The organism is Paenibacillus sp. S33, assembly GCF_053615415.1.
Genome location: NZ_JBSIEZ010000001.1, coordinates 2,232,990 through 2,253,714, shown reverse-complemented (window position 1 = coordinate 2,253,714; position 20,725 = coordinate 2,232,990). Strand labels below are relative to the sequence as shown.

19 protein-coding genes are annotated in these 20,725 nt (G+C 47.0%); 4 read left to right on the top strand and 15 right to left on the bottom strand.

The annotated features are described in order from the left end of the window. From ACWGXJ_RS10690 to ACWGXJ_RS10640, 11 genes are all read right to left on the bottom strand, one after another. Positions 1 to 930 (bottom strand): D-alanine--D-alanine ligase, encoded by a 930-nt coding sequence (locus ACWGXJ_RS10690; protein ID WP_452567889.1) that lies wholly within the window; start codon positions 928 to 930, stop codon positions 1 to 3. A gap of 108 nt (positions 931 to 1,038) precedes the next feature. Continuing rightward, positions 1,039 to 2,523 carry an aminotransferase-like domain-containing protein gene (locus ACWGXJ_RS10685; protein WP_452566699.1) on the bottom strand — a complete coding sequence of 495 codons (1,485 nt, stop codon included), beginning with the start codon at positions 2,521 to 2,523 and terminating at the stop codon, positions 1,039 to 1,041. 263 nt (positions 2,524 to 2,786) lie between these two features. Next, on the bottom strand, positions 2,787 to 3,596 hold the full coding sequence (locus tag ACWGXJ_RS10680; RefSeq protein ID WP_061829403.1) for an SDR family oxidoreductase: 810 nt from the start codon (positions 3,594 to 3,596) through the stop codon (positions 2,787 to 2,789). A 263-nt stretch (positions 3,597 to 3,859) separates the two neighbouring features. Beyond that, positions 3,860 to 4,696 (bottom strand): hypothetical protein, encoded by an 837-nt coding sequence (locus ACWGXJ_RS10675; protein WP_452566698.1) that lies wholly within the window; start codon positions 4,694 to 4,696, stop codon positions 3,860 to 3,862. A 12-nt stretch (positions 4,697 to 4,708) separates the two neighbouring features. Further along, entirely contained in the window at positions 4,709 to 5,461 is a 753-nt protein-coding gene (locus ACWGXJ_RS10670) for a vWA domain-containing protein (RefSeq protein WP_013309992.1), read from the bottom strand. A gap of 84 nt (positions 5,462 to 5,545) precedes the next feature. Next, positions 5,546 to 7,591: a hypothetical protein gene (locus tag ACWGXJ_RS10665; protein WP_452566697.1), complete on the bottom strand. Its 2,046-nt coding sequence runs from the start codon at positions 7,589 to 7,591 to the stop codon at positions 5,546 to 5,548. A 201-nt stretch (positions 7,592 to 7,792) separates the two neighbouring features. Further along, positions 7,793 to 8,068, bottom strand: a complete 276-nt coding sequence (locus ACWGXJ_RS10660) for a WXG100 family type VII secretion target (protein WP_013309990.1) — start codon at positions 8,066 to 8,068, stop codon at positions 7,793 to 7,795. A 249-nt stretch (positions 8,069 to 8,317) separates the two neighbouring features. After that, positions 8,318 to 8,854, bottom strand: coding sequence for a WXG100 family type VII secretion target (locus ACWGXJ_RS10655; RefSeq protein WP_061829458.1), 537 nt, complete (start codon positions 8,852 to 8,854; stop codon positions 8,318 to 8,320). A gap of 5 nt (positions 8,855 to 8,859) precedes the next feature. Further along, positions 8,860 to 9,702, bottom strand: coding sequence for a hypothetical protein (locus ACWGXJ_RS10650; protein ID WP_250261573.1), 843 nt, complete (start codon positions 9,700 to 9,702; stop codon positions 8,860 to 8,862). Positions 9,703 to 9,718: 16 nt separating this feature from the next. Then, positions 9,719 to 13,714 carry a type VII secretion protein EssC gene (gene essC / locus ACWGXJ_RS10645; RefSeq protein ID WP_452566696.1) on the bottom strand — a complete coding sequence of 1,332 codons (3,996 nt, stop codon included), beginning with the start codon at positions 13,712 to 13,714 and terminating at the stop codon, positions 9,719 to 9,721. A gap of 67 nt (positions 13,715 to 13,781) precedes the next feature. Next, positions 13,782 to 14,102 (bottom strand): hypothetical protein, encoded by a 321-nt coding sequence (locus ACWGXJ_RS10640; RefSeq protein WP_023988263.1) that lies wholly within the window; start codon positions 14,100 to 14,102, stop codon positions 13,782 to 13,784. 389 nt (positions 14,103 to 14,491) lie between these two features. Between ACWGXJ_RS10640 and ACWGXJ_RS10635 the strand changes: the two genes are divergently transcribed. Then, positions 14,492 to 14,731 carry a hypothetical protein gene (locus tag ACWGXJ_RS10635; protein ID WP_013370782.1) on the top strand — a complete coding sequence of 80 codons (240 nt, stop codon included), beginning with the start codon at positions 14,492 to 14,494 and terminating at the stop codon, positions 14,729 to 14,731. A 127-nt stretch (positions 14,732 to 14,858) separates the two neighbouring features. On the opposite strand, the gene ACWGXJ_RS10630 is transcribed toward ACWGXJ_RS10635, so the two are convergent. Beyond that, positions 14,859 to 15,008 carry a hypothetical protein gene (locus ACWGXJ_RS10630; RefSeq protein ID WP_023988262.1) on the bottom strand — a complete coding sequence of 50 codons (150 nt, stop codon included), beginning with the start codon at positions 15,006 to 15,008 and terminating at the stop codon, positions 14,859 to 14,861. 216 nt (positions 15,009 to 15,224) lie between these two features. Between ACWGXJ_RS10630 and ACWGXJ_RS10625 the strand changes: the two genes are divergently transcribed. Beyond that, entirely contained in the window at positions 15,225 to 16,244 is a 1,020-nt protein-coding gene (locus ACWGXJ_RS10625; protein ID WP_250261575.1) for a flagellar motor protein MotB, read from the top strand. A gap of 118 nt (positions 16,245 to 16,362) precedes the next feature. Here the strand turns inward: ACWGXJ_RS10625 and ACWGXJ_RS10620 are convergent, their stop codons facing one another. From ACWGXJ_RS10620 to ACWGXJ_RS10610, 3 genes are all read right to left on the bottom strand, one after another. Beyond that, positions 16,363 to 16,701, bottom strand: a complete 339-nt coding sequence (locus tag ACWGXJ_RS10620) for a L,D-transpeptidase (protein ID WP_023988260.1) — start codon at positions 16,699 to 16,701, stop codon at positions 16,363 to 16,365. Positions 16,702 to 16,783: 82 nt separating this feature from the next. Beyond that, positions 16,784 to 17,881: a ribosome small subunit-dependent GTPase A gene (gene rsgA / locus ACWGXJ_RS10615; RefSeq protein WP_452566695.1), complete on the bottom strand. Its 1,098-nt coding sequence runs from the start codon at positions 17,879 to 17,881 to the stop codon at positions 16,784 to 16,786. Between the two features lie 484 nt (positions 17,882 to 18,365). Further along, positions 18,366 to 18,962 (bottom strand): DUF2087 domain-containing protein, encoded by a 597-nt coding sequence (locus ACWGXJ_RS10610; RefSeq protein WP_061829408.1) that lies wholly within the window; start codon positions 18,960 to 18,962, stop codon positions 18,366 to 18,368. Positions 18,963 to 19,257: 295 nt separating this feature from the next. On the opposite strand from ACWGXJ_RS10610, the gene ACWGXJ_RS10605 reads away from it, so the two are divergent. Next, entirely contained in the window at positions 19,258 to 20,229 is a 972-nt protein-coding gene (locus tag ACWGXJ_RS10605; protein WP_452566694.1) for a YpdA family putative bacillithiol disulfide reductase, read from the top strand. A gap of 22 nt (positions 20,230 to 20,251) precedes the next feature. Beyond that, positions 20,252 to 20,695 (top strand): DUF441 domain-containing protein, encoded by a 444-nt coding sequence (locus tag ACWGXJ_RS10600; protein WP_029517055.1) that lies wholly within the window; start codon positions 20,252 to 20,254, stop codon positions 20,693 to 20,695. The last annotated feature ends 30 nt before the right edge of the window (positions 20,696 to 20,725 follow it).

Below are 20,725 nucleotides of genomic sequence, written 5' to 3'. Positions count from 1 at the left end.
TTACGCCATCCTCCATTCCTGTTTCCGCTCATGGAGCGAGCTGGCAATAATAAGGTCCAGTAGCTGTGTAAAGGTTATACCCGCAGCTGCCGCACTTTTCGGAAACAGGCTGTTGGCGGTCATTCCTGGTAATGTGTTCACTTCCAGCACGTGAGGTCTATCCTGACACAAAATCATATCGACCCTTGCATAGACCTTGCATTGCAGCAGTCGGTAGCTGGCCAGTGCCGCCTCGCGCACACGCTGTTCAATAACGGTGGGAAGCTCGACCACCTTCTCCTCAGCGCCGCCGACCTCATATTTTGCTTTGTAGTCGAACCACTTCGAACGAGCGGAGCTAATTCTAATAATTGGTAATACCTCGCCATCTACGATGGAGCAGGTAATCTCCGTCCCTTCATAATAGGACTCAATCAAGATCGCTTGATCCAAGCTGCAAGCCCCCTGAACAGCCGACAGCAGTTCCTTCTCATTTTGTACAAGCTGGATGCCGATGCTGGATCCCCCTGTATTCGGCTTCACAATAACCGGGTAGCCCAAACGCTCCACCACCTGCGGATCATAATCGTCCATCCCCTGCCAGTAAAGGCCTGAAGGCGTATGCACACCCGCTGCCTTCAACAGCATCTTGGACAACTGCTTATTCATGCATAAGCTGCTTGCCAGGACACCGCTGCCTGTGTAGGGAATGCCCAGCGTCTCCAGCGCTCCCTGCACCGTGCCGTCCTCGCCATACTGACCATGCAGTGCCAACAGCGCGATATCAATGCCTGTCTGCTGGACCTGCGCGATTAAATCCGCTCGCTGCTCGATCACAATTGGAACCACTTCATAACGGCTGCGATCCAAATGATTGATCATCTCTTGACCTGTCTGCAGAGAAATCTCACGCTCAGAGGAAATACCGCCCATAATAACACCAATTTTCATCATGACACCTCATTTTTCTTCAAAATCTTTATGTGGTTACGGATTGTTCTTTTGATCGCTGGTGCTTCTCCAGAACAATATTCCGTCTCTGTAGCTCTTTTCTAACCATTATGCTTTAAGAAAGTTACGTGTCTGTTTGCCGATTATTTGAATACCCCGTTCGATATTTTCATCTGTTACTCGTGAAAACCCAAGCCGCAATGTATTCGTCCCTTCTCCTTCTTGAATAAAAAACTTGTCTCCCGGTGTGAAAATGACGCCCTGTTCTGTGCAAGCTTCTAGCAGCTGGCGTGTATTTACACCTGTCGGGAAGGTAAGGAACAAATGCAAGCCCCCGTCACCAGTTACCTGCGCCTCAGGAAGATGTACTTCACAGCATGTCTTTGTCAGCTCATATTTGCGCTTATACTCTGTACGTGCTTTTTTTACATGTTTATCGAAATTTCCGTTAAGCATATATTGGTATAAAATCGATTGATCGATTGTTGAGGTATGAATGGTGCGCGCACGCTTAATGCTTTCCAGAGTGTCAATCAGTGCTCGGTCTCCAAGCACCCAGCCTACACGCAAGCCAGGGAACAGCACCTTGGAGAAGCTGCCAATATAGATTACTCCGTTCCCTTGCCCTGCTGTCGCTATTAAGGGCGCAATGTGCGCTCCCGAGTAACGCAGCTCCTCATTGAATCCATCCTCGATCACCGGAATCTGATGGCGCGCCATTAATTTCATAACAGCGCTGCGCTTTGCCGGCGACATGACGATGCCTGTCGGATTATGATAGGAAGGAGTCAAATAGGCCAAATCGAAGCTATTGTTCTGCAGTACCTCCTCTAGCCGCTCTACATCAATACCGTCACACTCCATCGGAATGGCAGTAATCTCAAATCCTTGCAACTTCAAATTTTTGATCGCTGTGTGATGGGTCGGATTTTCACAAATTGCCGCTCCGCGGCGTGCAGAAGGGCGTAAAGCCGACAGCACAATGTCAAAGCCTTCTGTAAAACCGCCTGTAATAAGCATATCCTTGCCAATTATATCGACGCCCTTGTTCTCCATATAATGCATCAGGTAATCAATCAGCGGCTTGTAGCCCTTGGCATAGCCGTAGTTGAGCAGCACCTGCCCTTCGATTGCCATCCGATCCATAAAAGCTCGCCTTACATCCCCCAGATCAAACAGTTGCTCATCCGGAGCGATGCTTGTGAACGAGATAGTTCCCTTTTGGGCACGAATGCCCTGCTTCATCATATCCAGGTCAACAGCTGATATAGCATACTCGTTCATTCTTGCCTTCCAGTCGATCTCCCAAGTGGCAGAGCCGTCAGATCCTCCGTTATCTACGGCCGACTGGCCCACCATGGCGGCCACATAACTACCCTTTCCGGGAATCGCATACGTAAATCCGTCATCCTTCAAGCCTTCATAGGCTGCAATGACTGTATTGCGGCTCACCTTAAGCAGAACGCTCATTTCTCGTGTGGAAGGCAGCTTCTGATCCGCCTGAAGCGCCCCTTTTATAATTAAACGATTGACGTATTCTTTTACTTGTATCGAGACCGGGCGGTCACTTACGAGCTTGAAATCCTGGAACATCCTTCATCGCCTCCCCCTATAATGATGGCATACAAGACGAGTGAAAAAAAAGAACCACCGCACTGGATTTTTCATCCTTCGGTGGTTCTTCCGTATTTTATCCCCTGTACGCCCTCATATTCTTGCCTCATTCCCCTGCATCATTGCCTCTCATCGCGCCCATTGCGAGCATTGTACATATCACCAAGCATCGTGAAGCTGATGAAAGTAATAATCAACATATTTGTCATCCAGGCTGCCGATCAGTGTATGGACAGTATTTTCTAAAACAATAACGACTCTGCCCCATCAATGACAATTTGTGCACCAGTAATGTGACGCGAATGATCTGAGGCCAAAAATGTCACCAAATCAGCTACCTGCTCGGGTTGACCCGGTCCATCAGCCAACGGTTGTCCTCCCTCGGGAAATTTGACGGGGATGGTAATTTGCTTTAACCCTTCCGATTTCTCCGTGGTTTCATCAATATTCGTCGAGATGGCACCCGGATAGATGACATTCACACGAATACGGAACTTAGCCAGCTCCAGCGCAGCCATTTTAGCAAAACCGGTTTGACCCGCCTTCGATGTGCTATAGGCTGACATCCCAAAGCTGGTAAAGCGCTGATTTCCATTAATGGAGCTGGTAATAATAATGCTGCCGCCACCGTTCTTTTTCAAATGTGGTATTGTATACTTCACCGTCAGGAAGGTACCATCCAGATTCGTGGACAATGTTTGCCGCCAATCCTCAATGCTCAGATCCTCAATCGGTCCGACGACCCCGTTTATCCCGGCATTGGCAAAAATGATATGCAGCCCGCCAAATAATTCAACCGCTTCCAGAACTGCTTTTTCCACACGCACCGGATCGGCAATATCCACGTCAAAAGCCCGCGCTGACCCTTCACGTATAGCATTAATTTCTCTTTCCGTCTCCGAAATGCGCTCATTACTTACGTCAAAAAGAGCGACATTCGCTCCTTCTCTAGCCATCTGAATGGCCGTTGCCTTGCCAATCCCAGAACCAGCTCCCGTGATTAGAGCGGTTTTGCCTTCAAAGCGCGCGCCTCCTGCATATGTGTAGCTCATATGTATCGCTCCCTTTCAGTAATCTGTATAATCACAAGATTACCCAAAAGGATATACTTTATAATCACTATTTTTGCGCATTTTTTGCTATTCCTTTGCGATATTTAAGAAAAGTACGAATATTACGCGTATTAGCGCCTCTTTCCTTATCTTCATCGTTACATTCTACAAATATCTTAAAGAATCGTTATGTTCTAAGTATTCATCAAAAAAAGGACGTATACATCCATATCCATGGTTGTATAACGTCCTTTCTTATTTATTTACCACTGCAACTCAATAAATGCAGCATCATCATCAAGTCCCCCGGTATGGGATGCATCCAGCAATACCTGTATCTGCTCATCAGGGACAGGCTCGCGAATGGGGTCTAAATCGGATAAACCATCCGTATATACCTGTAATCTCATCGGCATATCAACGGGTATGCTTCTTTCATACCAATGAGGCTTCCCTCCAATCGGCCCACGACTTGTAGACCAGCGCTCCGCTGTAGAGAAAGTATGATCGAACAGCTCGCTAATTTCTTCGGCACCGTTCCATAGTCGCAAACGTGAGTCTCCTTGCCAGGCAAGTCGGAGACGACCACGGCTACCACGCTTCGGCAGTTCGATTTTACCGCAAATATACATGGACTGGCTTCCCTGACGACGTTTATCTTCCAATACCGAACGCATTAAGCCTGATTCGTGATCCAAAGGCTGCCGACCCAGTTCCTCTGCCGCTGTACCTGCCAAACGTTCAAGGTACACTCTCAATTGATCAGCAGACAGATCTTGTCCCCGTTCCATCCAATCCAGTAAAGAAGAACCCAGATAGCGGGCTGCAAAATCTCCTCGGTAACTGAGACCGACACCATCACACAAGACAAAACAACAGACGGATTTATGAATACGTACTGCGGCAAAATCCTGTCCGCTTTCCCCCATAGTGGCAGATTCGGCAGATCTTCCATAGCCATAACGACACATAAAACGACTGTGATGAGATGATAAAGGCTGATCGCCTGTCTGAGAGCTTATGTAAGCAAATTGCTGAGTCAGCCTTGCATTCATTCCCTTTTTTTTGCTCGCCGGGAGCAGGGACAGCAGTGGATTCATGCTTTTACCTCCTTACCGTACAGGCGTTGCGGCCGACATTTGGAACCCAATGGACACCAGTTCCGCACAGGTTCCGGGCAGCATCATAATGGCTCCTTCACCTAACTGATAATCTGCCTCAAACAGCATTTCTCGATAGCTTTCAGGCAGTACAGAAGACATATCACGCAATTTCACAGCATGTTCATCCTGCAACGGCGTATTATGCGTCAGACCTTTCCAGCGACGGGGGTCCTGAATAGGCGTTTCCAGCAACCTGTCGGATAAAAATATATTTTCCACCAGTACATTACCGTCCGGTACACTCATGCTCATAATACGCTTCGCAATCGGTTCCGGATCATCGCCTGTAGAAACCCCATCTGTCATATGACAGACCAATGGTGCAGGGCAATCCTGCATCCCTGGTAATTCCGCCTGCAAAATACGTTCAGCCTGCAAGAAGGCTTTTGCAGAATCTGAGAATCGTTTGGGTGTCAAATCGGGCAACGAGCCAATGGCCGCAATTTCATCTATCCCCTTAACACCATTCAGCAGGTCATACACGTCGTCACTATAAGCCAAAATCGCAATCCGATAGCGCGCTGTCAGCCGATTTCCTTTGGTTGACCGAAAAACCATCTGCCGGATCGCCAACGATATAGCTTCATATACAACGTCAATACGCCGCCGCCCCTCCATCAGCATGTTCATCGACGCGCTGATGTCAATCAGGTAAATGATTAGGGCGGGAGTACGTTGTGAAGCCTGTATTGTATAATTCATAGTTTGTACATGCTCCCCTCAGTTACCTTCTATCTCCATCTGTTTTGTATCTATCATTCCGCCCATATATAAACATATGAAATATTAAATTTTAGGCAGTCTAAAATTCGTATCTCCTAAAAAGTTATAAATCGAGGAAGCCCGATATCCCAATTCACCTACCGAACGATAATAAGAAGGATTACTATCATATAGTGTTCTAAAACGCTTGGCAAAGCTCTTAGCCTTCGCAGCGCTTCCACCTTCCTGAGAGGCATACGCCTTGTTGTACAGGGAAATAAGCTGAAGAACGTTCTCCTTGTTTCGTGCATGCAAGGACTCTTTTTGCTTTTGTTCCGCCTCGGCTGCTGCCTTACGAGCTGCTTCTTCCTGGGCGGCACGAGCTTCCTGCTCTTTTTTCAAAGCCAAGTATTTTTCATACTTTGCCTGTTGATCATACGCTTTTTGCTTCGCCAACTTGGCAGCCGCCTGCTTGTTTTGTTCCTTTTGGGCGAGATAAGCTTCATATTTAACCTGTTGAGCGATAAGGGCTTGCTGTTTCTTCTGCTCCTCCTGTTGCTTTTGAGCAGCAAGTGCCTGTTGTTTGGTCTGCTGTTCCGCTTCCTGTCGTTGTTTCTCCGTCAGCAATTTTTGAGCCGCTTCCTGCTCGGCTGCCAGCTTTTCCTCGGCCGCCTTTGCAGCCTTCGCTGCCTCTTCCTGCTTGGCTGCCTCGATTTGCCGCTGATTGGACTGATCTGCAAGAATATTCACGGCTGGGATTCCAGCTGCCAATAGAACGACTGCGGCCCCAGTTGTCACGATAAATGCTTTGGATCGATACCAGGCTTTTGATTTTTCAGGTTGCTCTGGCGTCTTGGGATTCAACTGCTCCTCTAGCCCTGTGATCGCAGCCGACACCTCCACATGCAGAGGACTGCCGTCTTCTACAAAATGATACAACGACCGGTATACTTCTAGCGCTGCAGCAGGTTTGTTTTGCTGCTCCAAATCACGTGCCTGTCGGAACAGCTTGTCCGTTACCCCACGCTCTCCCTGCTCCAGGGCAGCCTGATTTAGCAATGCAGCCTGTTCAGCTTTGAGCGGTGCAGGCGCTGACAAAGAGGGTGCAGCTTCACTGGCAAGGCCGCCCACCGCTGCCGATTCTATTGTTTCTGTCGCAGCAGGCTCCGGTTCTATTGCCTCAACTGGAATTTCCTGCTCAGTAACCGCATTAAGTACAACCAGCCATTCGCCAAAAGTAGGGCAACTGCTTAAATCCTGACTATCCCAGGCACGGCTGAACAATTCTACCACCTTGCTGCCCCACCGGGATTCAAGTGATTTTCGTAAAATAAAATAACGTTCACAAGGCGTCTGCATTTCATGCTGATCAAAATAACTTTCGCCCCACGCTTTGTCCACTACTACACGGTCAGACCAGCCTAGCATTTCTCCTATAATAATTGCCCCTGCAAAACGGTCTGCATACGCACTCCATAACCCGCTGTGGACGGTACGATGGGCAGCATACCCTGGCGAACCTGCCAATAGAGCATCTGGACGATCCATTTTAGTACTATACATTTGTTCCACGTCCACCAATTCCACAGCTGACGTGCCTTGAGGCAGTTCCACTTCAGAAAAAAACGGAAGCATTACATTCGGCGCCGATAAATCACAATGCGCCAATCCTTTTTGCTCCATAGCTGAACCGATCCCTGCCAATGCTCTGGCTAAAGCCAGACTATCAGAAGCCTCAAGCTGACGCTGATCTGTGAGACAATCGAACCATGTCATACCGTGAACCCATGGCATCAGCACCGCATACAGCAAATCAGGCTGCTCGGCGATCAGACTTCCGTTTCTTTCTGGAGTGAGCACATCACGCTTGCATACCTGCAAACCGGGAATATCCCCGTATGCTTCCATATGCTCCGATTGATAAACCATAGCCGGGATGCGGAACTTCGGAAAAAACACCTTAAGGGCTTTGGCCTCATGCGGCGCTCCGTTTTTGGTATTTAACTGGTATACAATTCCCTGTCGCCCTGCTTGAGCATAGGCTAAACCGGGTGCAGCGGGATGTCGCCCAACCACATAAGCTGTGCCGTTTATGATCAATTCGTCTCCCGGATTCGGTTGAAAAGACATGAAACATCCCTCTCCTTACATCATTCAGTATGCTAGTATTCCTCACCTTATTATATACATCTATGGATGGCAAGAAAACCGGGTATCCGAAGATCGCCCGGTTTTTCCTGAACATCCTGTGCCAAACCATGAGGAATGGCTCACATATTGCTTCTTTATAGAGTGGTGTATGATAAGTTGATCCCTATCAGGCAAGGCAACTTATTTCGTTTGGTCAACCGTACGGAATTTGTTAGCGATAGCTGTCAATTCTTGGCTGATGCTATTCAAAGTCGTTACGAAAGCTTGCATTTGTTTGCTAGCTTCCTGAAACTCTTGGAAGAAGCGTTGCTTAGTCATACCTTCCCATTGACCTTCCATACCTGAGATGGACTGTGTCAAACTGGAAACGATTTGCTGGCTTTGCTCACCACTTTGTTTAAATTGGTTAGCCACCTGATCAACCTGTTCTGGGGTAATTAAAATGCGTCCTGCCATTTTTTGCGTCCTCCTTGATGATAAATAATGTTTTTGTTTATCTGGTTCAAATTGTACTATGGCTATTTAATTCCCTACAAAAGGCAAAGGACCTAATTGTTATAATCCCACTTTTTAACTATAAAACAGCATCTAACAGTATAATATTAACAAAATAACCACCTAATAAGTCCCATAAAGCCGGGAATTGCGAAACGAATTCAAGTAAATTTTGCAGTCGATCCAGATTGTCCCGGAACGCGTTCCCAACTAAGCGACAGGCTGATCTCTTGCTGTAGACGGATCAGTAAAATACCAATCCTGCGGACTGCTAGAAGACGCCTGCATCAGAATATCCTGATGCAACGTTTCTATATCCGAAGACTGTACACCAGCAATGGCATGCACGACAGACTGCGGGTTTGAAATCAGACTGCCTCCTTCCGAAGCTTGCCCAGGCAGAATAGACGGTGATTGCTGATTCGACCAATCGAGCATCGTGACGGGTCGTCCCAATGGTTGGCTGGCAAATGACAGAATCGTTTGATAGTTGTGGTCAACAGACTGAAACTGCTCTGCCTTTCGGTTCAGTTGTGTACCTGATGTATGGAGGTAAGCATGGATCTGTTCTGACATCCGCTTGGCCTGCATCCAATGATTCAAGATAGCCTCGCGTGCAGATACATCCCAATCCAGCGATTGTAATGCCTGCTCCAAACCTGCTGTTAACTGTTGAATTTGCTCCGCCGCATGCTGTAGCTGCCCGCTAAGCCCCCGAAGCACATCCGGTTCAACTCGAATGCGCATATCCATCACCCTTCTTCTGTCACTTCTTCATTCACTGCCGACTGTTTCAACCAATTTAATAATAAATCCACAAACTGATCTCTTGAAGCCATAGCTGCAATCAGCCAGTCTCCGTTACCACTAGAGCTCATCCGAAATATCCAGTTCATTGCGGGACACAGGACAAAGGCTGCCCGTTGTGATTCCCATTCCCTACCGTTCCAGACCAGCAATTGCAATTCTCCCTCGGCTACACGGGAACTCAAAGACTGAGCCAGGCTTGCAGACCCCTCTGCATCTCCGCTAGCCTCGGTCAGTTTACTGCTGATCAGAGATACACTTTCTCCTGCCGACTGCTCGTAAATTTTATTAAATGCCTGCTTGGAGAACATAAGTGCGGGGGATTCAGGCACAAGTCGATCTACCCAACCCATTTTATCAATCAATGTTTCGCAAGCCTTTTCCACATTACCCAGATCGTACAGTCGATACTCATCGGGTTCATCAGCAGATTTCACGAGTTCCACTACACGTTCGTTCGTGCAATGGAGATAGCCTTCAAACTGCTTGCCTCCCCGCACATAGCGTATACGGCAAGCCCTGTTGGATAATCCCGCGATAGCGACTCTTGAAAAAACGGTAGGAGGCATTGCTAGCTCTTTGCCCTTATCTGCCCGCTTTAGATAACCCTTTTCCAAAAGAGTAGCTTTTACCTGCTCCCACTCTTCCGCCAACTCCTCTGCTAGATAGCCCTTAAACGGATCTTCCACCCCAAGCAGTCTGTCAGAACCCAATACGCCTGCTAGAAAAAACAGTTCCTTCGCCTTGAGGGTTATTAACTTCTGCTTGGAAGCTTGAAACGTTAACATTATGAGCCACCTCCCTTCAAACTACAACATGCCATCGGTCACGAATTTTCGTTATCCAATCCTCACAGCTCACTTGCTCTGAGAAGGGAATTGCCGCTTTTATCCTGGTAAATTTGCGCCGTACGTAGTATCCCTGCCCAGGTGGCAGGACTTTTAGGCCACCAGCAGCGGCGTTCGCCTCCGAATAAGGGATACGAAAGAACGATAGATCATTCGAATCTAGTGTTCCAAATAGCATACCGCTTTGGCTTGCCTTGACATCATTAAACCAGTCCACACCAAAGGTAGGAAAATCAGATGGCACACCCGATAGCACGACATGCACATTGCGATCACGTCCCAACCGTACAATGGCGGAGAGCTGATCCTTTATCATAAAATCGTTCAGTTGCTTACTTAACATATCCGCATCATCAATGACCAGGAGCAATTCGGGATCATTCCCTTCCTTGTTCCGCTGTTGAACGATATCATACACTTTCTGTACCAGAGGTCCCATTTCTTCTTCGCTTTCGGCAGCAGCCTTAACATGAGGAAGATGCCGTAATCTAGATAGTCCTCCGCCTCCATAGCGTGTATCAATCGTATAGACTTCCAATTGATTAGGTGATGTGTAATAAGCGAGCGATATAATCCAACTCATTAGAAAAGAGGTTTTTCCTCCCTCCATTGGACTACCCACGATAAAATTGGGCCCTTCTTTTAGATTCAGGAGAAAAGGCTCAAGATCGTCACTCTGTAGACCTACAGGCACCTCATAAGGAAGTGCGCCCGAGGGTCCACTTGTCCGATCCCACTGCTGAAGCAGTTCCGACAGTGGAATCCGCTCAGGTAATGGAAGAATGGCTGGTGCGTGCTTGCCTTTCCATTCCTGCGCAATGCCAGCGATATTGCAACGTAACCGTGCTGATCGTTCCGCCTCATCTTCACCTGGTGAAGGCAAAGCCGTTTGGAACTCCAGCGGAGGAACATGTCCTTTAACCAGGGCGCGGCCTGGAATTAACGGTCCTGGCGTTTTGGCTGGTCGTCCTACCGCATAATAATAGTCACTCGGGTCGGACATTTCAAAAGAAACAGCATTCGGTATGTTACTGCGGAATTTCTCAAACACATCGGTAATCCGGTTCGCCGTAATGATAAACGTGATACCTAGACTACCTCCTTCTCGCAAAAGAGATTCCAGCAGTTCATTTTCATCTGGATAAGCATTACGGAAATTAAGATATCCATCAATAACTACGACAATTTGCGGAATATCCTCTACAGCAGAACGTCGATAAGAGCTTATTGTTTTGACACCAGCCTCGGAAAGCATTTCCTTGCGTACGGCCACCATCTTGAACAGATAACGAAACAATCGCTTGATCCGGTCATCCTCCTCAGCCATCATAACAGCCCCGATTTGGGGAAGTTCCCCAAAGTCGCGCATCGTTCGACCCATGTCAATGATATAACCATTCCAATGATTCGCAGCAAAACGCTGAGCCGTGGACATCAGCAATGTATGCAAAAAGGTCGTTTTCCCCATGCCCGGCATGCCATACACAGCCCAATGACCATGATCCAGCGATGCATAAATCGGCTCCTGCCGCTGATTCGGCAAATCATCGACCAGACCCATAAGAGCCTTCAGCTCCAAAGATGATGATGTACTATCTATTTCGGTGCATGCAGGCAGATTTGTTAAATCCAGCAATTCAGGCAGCGGTGGAAGCCACGGTCCCTGAAGTCGTTCGATCCCTGCTTTAGCAGCCTCATTCGCAATATAATCAATAAATACTTGAAGCTGTTTAGGAGCTTCTTCACCTTTTAATCCTGAGCTTGCCCGTTCTCCACCCGTCAGTAGCGCTTCACGTTTCCCGTTCAGTCTCACTTCATGGACAGGTAGTGCAGAAGAAATATCGCTGTTGCCTATATACGGCGCACCGCTCCAAGCAAACTGCATCTCTTCAAACACCTCGTCGCTACCCACTTGAAAATATCCTCGTCCCGGCTTCGTAATCCACGCAGCATTCGGTATTTTCAACATGTCACGGCTATCACCTTCGCTTTGCACCCGTAAGCAGATGCGGAACCTGGAGTTACTCCAGATCTTATCATCCACGACACCTGCGGGCTTTTGCGTCGCCAAAATCAAATGGACACCTAGTGTCCGCCCAATCGCAGCAATACTGATTAGCTCGTCCATGAACTCTGGCTGATCCCGCTTTAATTGTGCAAATTCATCAATAATAATAACCAGATGAGGCAGCGGTTGTTCCTGCCGCTGCCGGAGTAGTCTGTAATATTCATCAATATGCTGTAAATTGCCTGCATCGTTCAATATCTTCTGTCGACGAACCAGTTCTGCTTTAAGAGATATTTTGGCACGTTCAATCAAATTATTGTCCAAGTTCGTAATCGTACCCACCACATGCGGCAAGTTAACGAACGTGTTGGACATGCCTCCACCCTTGTAATCGATCAGCATAAAAGCCAGATCATGCGGATGAAACTCGGCAGCAAGCGAGGCTACGATGGATTGGATAACCTCACTCTTCCCTGAACCCGTTGTACCGGCGATCAAGCCATGGGGACCATGTCCTTGACGCTCTATCTTATCATGCAGGTTAATCATAATCTTCTTGCCGCCTGCTCGCACGCCCATCGGTACGGGTAAGGTATCAGGATGGCGGTTACGTCGCCACCGATCTGCCACGTCCAGTTCTTCTACACTCGCTACGCTCATCATATCAAACAGAGGCAGCACAGCGGGAATATCAGAAGCAGAGGAACGCTTCAAGCGAATAGGAGCCATGTACCGCGCCAATGCATCGGCTTCCTCTTTTGATAATCGATCCGGTTTAAAACTTTGCTGTTCAACCTCCGCCGATTCTGATTTGCGGGCATATACGCCCTGCTCTTTGGAAGCCTCCACAATCAGCTGACACTGCATCGGCAAAGCCTCTTTACGAGAAGCCAGCACAATCGTGCACGCATCAATGGCTCGGCCGTCCTCCAGTAACAACGGCAGCAACGGTTCTTCCTCAATCAGCTGAGTGTCAGATAAAACAACGACATAACACGGGACTTCCATCCCTCTGCCCTGACGATCATTGCGATTATTTTTACGGCGGTTCAGTCTGGCAAACAGAAAATCAGCTAGTTGATGTGCACTGCTACTGCGGTCTGACATCATTCTCTGAATTCGGTCATCATCCCACACATGTGGGAGCCAGCGCATCCAAGTCCATTCACTTTCCTCTCGCTCGTCATAGAAGGAAGCAATTTTCACTTCATCTGGCGAGTGACGAACCGCCGCTTGTGCCAAGATGACTCTTAACGCAGCAAGGGTATGCTCCCGTTCGCCGACCAATCCAACCACTTTGGATTGAAATAGCGGTAATGCAATGGAAGCGGCGTCTACCAGACGAAATTCTTCTTCCAGTTCATCCGCAGCTCCCAACAAAGGATCTCGATCATAACCGTCTGGACGTGGAATTTGCAATTTAATATGAAAGGGAACTTGTCCAGTCCCAATACGCACCTGCAAAAAGTCCTCATCCTCAGGTGATCGTTCCCAGAGTGAACTGTTGCGGTTTTTGACAATTTGAGTGCATATTTGCGGGTCACCGTGAATTTCATATAGTGTGCGAATTTGCTCCTCGCGTTTCATTTCAAGTTCTTCACGATGCTTTTGGAGCTGTTCCCGGTACATGCGGTCCCGTTCCTCCAGCTTGCGCTTGTATTCCTTCTTATTATTTAGATAGACGAAAAAAGGAATCGTATAAGATGTAAGCATCATGACCACAGTGACCATCTGGAACATCAAATAGTTACTGTTGCCCATCTTACCTGTTTTGCTCATATATACGTAAAAGCCTATAGTCACCAACGTCATCATTAACGGAATAAGTATAGATATAATAGAAAAAGACGGCTTGCTCGGCTCAGCCGGAGGCCGTAAAATCTCCAGCTTCTCCTCTCGGAGCGCCGGCCGTAATCTCGGGGATCGCTGGTATAATGCATTCAAGACAAAAGTCCCCCTTTTCGCTTACTATTTCATTTTACCAAGGTTTCATATAATTTCATGTGTGTATTTACCCATTTTTTTCACTTTGAAACAGAGAACGCCTTCCATACACAGGCGCTTCGTCCTGAGTTGTCGAAAAAGCGCGCTGAATACGCACAGTACAGCCTTCCCGCAAGCCTGATCCTGTGAGTAGCTGGTTATCCCCCACCCTGAACCAAAGCCCTTCCGGGAACTTTGCTTCCATAATATATTGCATGCCTTCCGCTGGAGGCTCGCCGAAAATGCGCACACCCAGCATCAACTTTAAATGTTCCACCGAGTATTCATCAGCTACCTCGATGTCAAACCACTCTGTTTCCTGTCGTCCTGAAAGCACGGTCAGGATCATCTGTCATCCCTCCCGATCCTTAATATATAGCAAAATTCACGCAAAAAGCCTATTTCTACGGAAATATGGCTATCGTAACTGTAGCATCCGACTATTAGACTGTCAATTTGTTACAAAATACCCACTCCAAAAATAGAACAGCGACTTTAGTCATACTTCCTCACATTAGTAGAGCCATTAGCATCAATAATATGTATTTAATCGTTTTTAATATGGGGATATACGTCATTTTGTCGATTAGTTAGAACTAAATTCGATTGTTACCTAGATTGTTGTGAACACTTTGTAAATTTTTCAGACCTTTATGTTTTTATAAGGTGTTTTTAAGGTAATTTTAAGAAACGGGCACTACAATGAAGCCATGAAATAACTCAGGCGAGGTGATTTTTGTGAGAACATTAATTACATTTCAAAACAAACGTATTCCCGTATACTTCAATCAAGAAAATAAGCAACCGGTACAAAAAACATTAAAACTTCTAAGTAACACTTTGGAGAATAAAATCTCCAGCGGCAAGCGTGCCCTTCAAAAATGTCTTAACTCTTTGATCAGTATAGAGATTGTCGGTTGTGAAGCCATCCTGCATAGCGTTAGTGAAAATGATTCATTGGCATTGTCCCTCTATTAAGAGGGACTTTTTTTGTCCACATTAGACACAAAAAAGAGAGGGGCATTTCAGCACCCTCTCCATATCAGCAGCTTTGAAACATGATACATGTGACTTACCGCAGCTTATGCATTTGATTAGACTCTATTTAAAGTATTCTGCGATAACCTTTTTTACCGCCTCGTTCCTTATTCTGCGCCTTCTCTATCCGTATTCTAAACAGTTCTAGTAAATTAGCGCGTGTATGCTCTTCCCGGCAGTTGTCCAGCTTTTTTAAGATAAAACGGTCAATGGACATATGACTCAGGCTCCTTTACAGCAAGCTGCCCCTGCTTTTCAAGGGGATGATCAGGCAATCCATTTTTAACCATTCTGTCTGTTGTTTAAACAGGTACGTTACTTATAGGATAAAGCAGACGGGATTACATACCCTTTAATTAGGGTAAATACATAAAGTTTCGAAAATTTTATCACGTTAAGCCTGGAAGCTATGGACAAGGAGCGAGCAAAAACCATGAGTAAACACATGATTACCAAAATAAGCTGGAACCTTTTATGTGCATTCTTAATCCTAACGATGCTGGCTGCATGCAGCAGGGAAAAAGCTTCAACCCGGAGTATGGCCCAACATGAAGCTGAAGCACGTGCCTACACCGTAACGGGTAATCCCAACCAAGGCGCATCATCCCTTGATGAACGAGCTGCCAATCATACACCTGTCCATAAGCAAGGCAGCAGCTATGTCGAAATATCAGGTGGCGTTAGCATTGATAAAAATACCGTGAAGGTTACAGGACATTCCAACCTCCCGGCCGGAGCACGGATCAAAGGGAATCTTGCGGTCAAAAACTCCCTGTTAACTGGGTACACGGATGAGACAACCGTTCAAAAGGATGGAAGTTTTGTACTCCAGGTACAACGCCCCGGAATACAGGGCAGTATGGATCTGACTGTTCTGTTCCGTCCAGATGACCAAGACAATGAAATACGAAATCTGTATGGCAGCGGTGGCAACAAATTAGAAGGTCCTTATGTATATCAATACGAAGAAAACAAACAGCTTCTGCATGAAGTTCGGATTGGGGCTGAATTTGATCCTGAACAAGAACGCAATACCCCTTTAGTTAAGCCCGTCTGGAACAAACCTAAGGACTACGGTAGCCCTCAAGTGTGGATTAAGCCTGATGTGAAGCAAGAAGGTAACTATTATCATGTATATGCGCGCAGCAATTTGCTGGAAGGGTCGGACGTCAAACTCACGATTGATTTTCCGGGACGATGGCAGTTTGGCTACGATGATCAAACCAAAGTTATGCCTGACGGCTCCTTCAGCATGAGGGTCAAAAAGCCGAGCCTTGCCAACCACTACACCATAGTCATAAGTTTCGAACCGAACGAAGATATGTGGACCAACGCCAAACAGGCGTACGGTACACAAGGGGAACGCCTTTCGGGACCGTTAGTCAAGTCCGCAGACGACAAAGAGGGCTCCAAACAGATTGAAGCCCGTATCCCTATCCAACCCAAATCGTAACTAAACGCAGTATCTAACCTAAAGTTACGGCCGTTCACCATGAAATACGCTTCACAGATACAGCCTATGACGCGGCTTCCATGTCTGAGTAGATACAGAATATAGTGTCGTCTAGCCGCTACGGCTGTATCGTGACTGGCGTGCCTATACTTACCTTCTCCTGAAGCTCAAGCACATCCTTATTCTGCATTCGAATGCAGCCATGTGACACCATCTTGCCAATGGACCATGGCTCATTGGTGCCATGAATGCCATAATGCGGCTTGGACAGCCCCATCCAGAACGCTCCGAAAGGGCCGCCAGGATTGGGCTGTTTGTTAATAATCGTAAATTGCCCATGCGGTGTCTGTGTAGCCAGCTTGCCAATACCGACTGGATAACTAAGAACAATCTGATCTCCATCCTTCAAATATAAACGACGATCCGATAAATCCACCACAATGCTGTAGTTCGGCATATATTCACCCCTTTATACCATATGCCGAATACAACTTAGATTTTCTTATATTTTTACATTTGATGCTTCACTGCAGCTTGGCTTACCACTCCACATCACGTCGCCAGCCGCTTCGCTGATCCCTACGACCCGAGGCTGTGCTTGAACGGCTATCTTTCCTGCGTCGATCTGCTTCCTTACGCGCCTGATATTCCAGTTCACGCTGCATTTTGCGATAATTGTTCACTCTGGATTCCGACAATTCCCCTCTCTCTATAGCTTCCTCCACTGCACATCCAGCTTCGCCCTTATGCTTGCAATCTGCAAAACGGCATTGCTGCGCCGTTTCCATAATATCCGCAAAGGTATGAGCGACACCCATGGAATCATCCCACAGATTAAGCTCACGCATGCCGGGTGTATCCAGCAGAACAGCTTGCTTTGCGATGGGAAAAAGCTGTCGGTGAGTGGTTGTGTGCCTGCCCCGGCTGTCTTCCTCCCTCACATCCTGTGTCAGTTGAACTTCAGACCCGGAGAGCCAGTTTACTATCGTGGATTTGCCACTACCGGAAGAGCCTGTCAAAGCAACTGTAAAGCCAGGTTGAAGAAACGCCTCCAGTTGCTCTCTGCCTTCGTTCTGCAAAGCAGAGATAACGATAACAGGTACACCAGGAGCAACTCCCTCCGCTTCAGCAACCCGCTGTTCGACATCTTCACAAAGATCACTCTTACTCAAAACGACAACCGGGTTTACCCCGCTGTTCCAAGCCATAATTAAATACCGTTCCAGTCTGCGCATATTAAAATCATGATTCAGCGCATTAACAAGGAACAGCGTATCCACATTGGTAGCGATCAGCTGCTCCTTCGTCTCAAAGCCCGCGGCCTGCCTAGATATTCGACTTTTACGTGGCAAGACGGCATGAATTACTGCATCCGACACTTCATCCGACGTGGTGATTGCCAGCCAGTCCCCTACAGCCGGCATTTCCGCCGGATCTACCATAGCATGTCGTAGCTTACCTGAAGCCGCTCCCCAGCGTTCTCCATCCATTGTGATAAGCTTCACCTTTTGTCCATAATCAGCAATCAAGCGGGCAGGACGTACCTGTGTATTTCCTGCTCTTTCCTCATAGCTTTGCTTCCATTGGTTCCAAAAACCGTTCCAGTAATCAGACCAACCGTATTCATGTATACTCATTGTTTTCCTCCTGAAATCATCGTTTATTTTTGATCGTAGAGTGTTATTCGATAGGTGTACATTTTTTCTCCCCGCATGCAAACAACGCAAAAAATCCGCAGGGGTTTCCCTGCGGAGGGTATACGAGTCAGGCCGATGTGATCCGTTCGTTCACTTAAGCAAGCGGTCTCTCACGGACCACTCCCCAGAACCAATAACTGGATAACAAGACGCCTAACCATAAAAAATCCGCAGGGAATCACTCCCTGCGGATTTCGTTGGTTCTACTGTCCAACCAACTGCTAAGCCAAGACTATAGATCTATACAGTCTTTAACCGTGCATCGTCCGTGCGGGAGACAAGTCATTCTGCTGCTGAACCCATCCATTCATGTTCGTACACATATAACATCGCCTCCTCCTAAAATTTCCTTTATCATACAAGTCCATCAATTGTCTGTCAAGGCTGCTACGAAACTTTTTTTGAAATCTTTGTCAAGTTTCGTTTAGCGTACCTGATCCCAGCGTGTCCACATCTCACGCGGGTTCAATTCGTACATTTCCCGCTCCCTGTACATAAACTGATGCATAATCAGCTCACGCCGAATCGTTGCAAAATCCTCATGGTATTGCTTGATCCACTCGTTTAATTCACGTTCAGGATACATACGGCCTGGCTCCAGCTTTTCTGCCAGCATCTGAAGTACAATCAATTTTTTCTTATACTGTGCAGGGATTTGGCGCAACTTGCCGTCCTTGGAAAAAAAATTGCGTAAGACCGACGCCTCCAGCGTTTCATTCAACTCTGACATCTCTTCCTCCCCCTCTCCTTTTTCGAAAATAAATTGCACCGTCGCCTCGGCATGCTGCCGGATCAGCTCTGGATTCAGTGTAAAATACACCGTGTTTTTATCACGTCGTTCCTTAATCAACCCAGCCTCACGGAGTTTGGAAGCATGATGTGTAACAGTCGGCTGGGATAAATTCAGCTTTTTCGCCAAAGCTTGGCCATGCATCTCCCCACGAGACAAAAGAAGTAATATCCGCATTCGCGTTGGATCAGCAAGTGCTTTATGATAATTGACCATTTTATCCAGTTGCATCGTTATTGCACCTCATTTCACTAGTACATACTTGCTATGCAAGCGAATTCAATCATATAAAATAGATATATATCTAATTATATGTTTGCTAAAAGTGGCTGTCAATCTTCACTGTCCGTTATCTCTTTCTGAAAACAGCTGGATATTGTGTTCGCATTGCGGTAGGATTATTATTTGAAAACTTCTCACATACTGAGCTATTTGCTTCAATCCTGAGATCCGTTTTTAATCGTCAAAATAATGTTAACCCTACAAAACTGGCGTAATAAACCAATACAACTGGAGGTTCATCCAAATGCACGACGTAATCATTATCGGTGGCGGACCCTGCGGACTATCCGCTGCAATCGAATGCAGCCGCAGAGGTTTGCAAACTGTCATTATTGAAAAAAGCAACATCGTTCACTCCATTTTTCTGTATCCGACGAACATGCAGTTTTTTAGCACCGCCGAACTACTGGAAATCGGTGATGTTCCATTCAGCACCCCTAATGACAAACCTTATCGTCATGAAGCACTGGCGTACTATCGTAAGGTAGCCACTCATTATAACTTGAACATTCAGCATTATGAGGAGGCCCAGTCCATTCATCGCCAGGATGACGGTACATTTACCGTACATACCCTGAGCAAAGGAGAAATAACCAAAACGTATTCGTCACGTTATGTCGTAGTGGCTACAGGATATTTTGATCATCCGAACTATTTGGGCATTCCCGGGGAACAATTGGATAAAGTCACGCACTATTTCAGCGAAGCCCATCCCTATACAGGAACCCGGGTCGCAGTCATCGGTGGCAGTAACTCTGCGGTAGATGCTGCGATGGAATTGGTGCGGGTCGGAGCTACGATTGATATGGTATATCGTCGAAGCGAGTTGTCCCAATACATCAAGCCGTGGGTACGTCCACTGTTTGACAGTATGGTACAAAAAGGGAAGATCACGCTGCACTTAGGCGCACGCATTACCGAAATCCATCCAGACCATGTCATAGTCAATCCGCTGGACACTGAAGCATTCCGACTCGAGAATGATTTTGTACTGGCACTGACCGGATTTCACCCGGAACGAAAACTGCTGGAGTCTGTCGGCGTTCACATGGCTGAGGATCTGGACAAACCAGAATTTAATCCTGCCACGATGGAAACGAACATCCCAGGTGTATATGTCGCCGGGGTCATCGCTTCAGGCAGCAATGCCAATGAAGTGTTTATTGAAACAGGCCGCTGGCACGGGCGACAAATCGCCGAACATATCGAAAGCTAAATAAACGAAGGAGAACATCTGTATGGATTACAGCTCACTTATCTTACTGGTATTGGCTGGTCTAGGGATTGTTAGTGGCAACTCTACCGTGACTATTGCCATGGTTGTATTACTGCTACTGCGGGTAACCAGCTTTCACACTGCTTTCCCCTGGCTTGAAAAGTATGGCCTGACGATCGGAATTATTATTTTGACGATCGGGGTCATGACCCCGCTAGCCAGCGGTAAAATCAGTATCAATCAGGTGATGGAGTCTTTCCTGCACTGGAAATCACTGCTCGCGATTGGTATCGGAATTCTGGTAGCCTATCTTGGCGGCCGCGGAGTAACTTTAATGTCTGGACAGCCCATTATTGTGACAGGTCTACTGATCGGGACCGTCATTGGCGTTGCCTTCTTTAAAGGAGTTCCTGTTGGACCTCTAATTGCTGCCGGATTGCTTTCCTTGTTAATTGGCCGCAGCTAAATTCGTACAACAAATATAGGAATACATGAT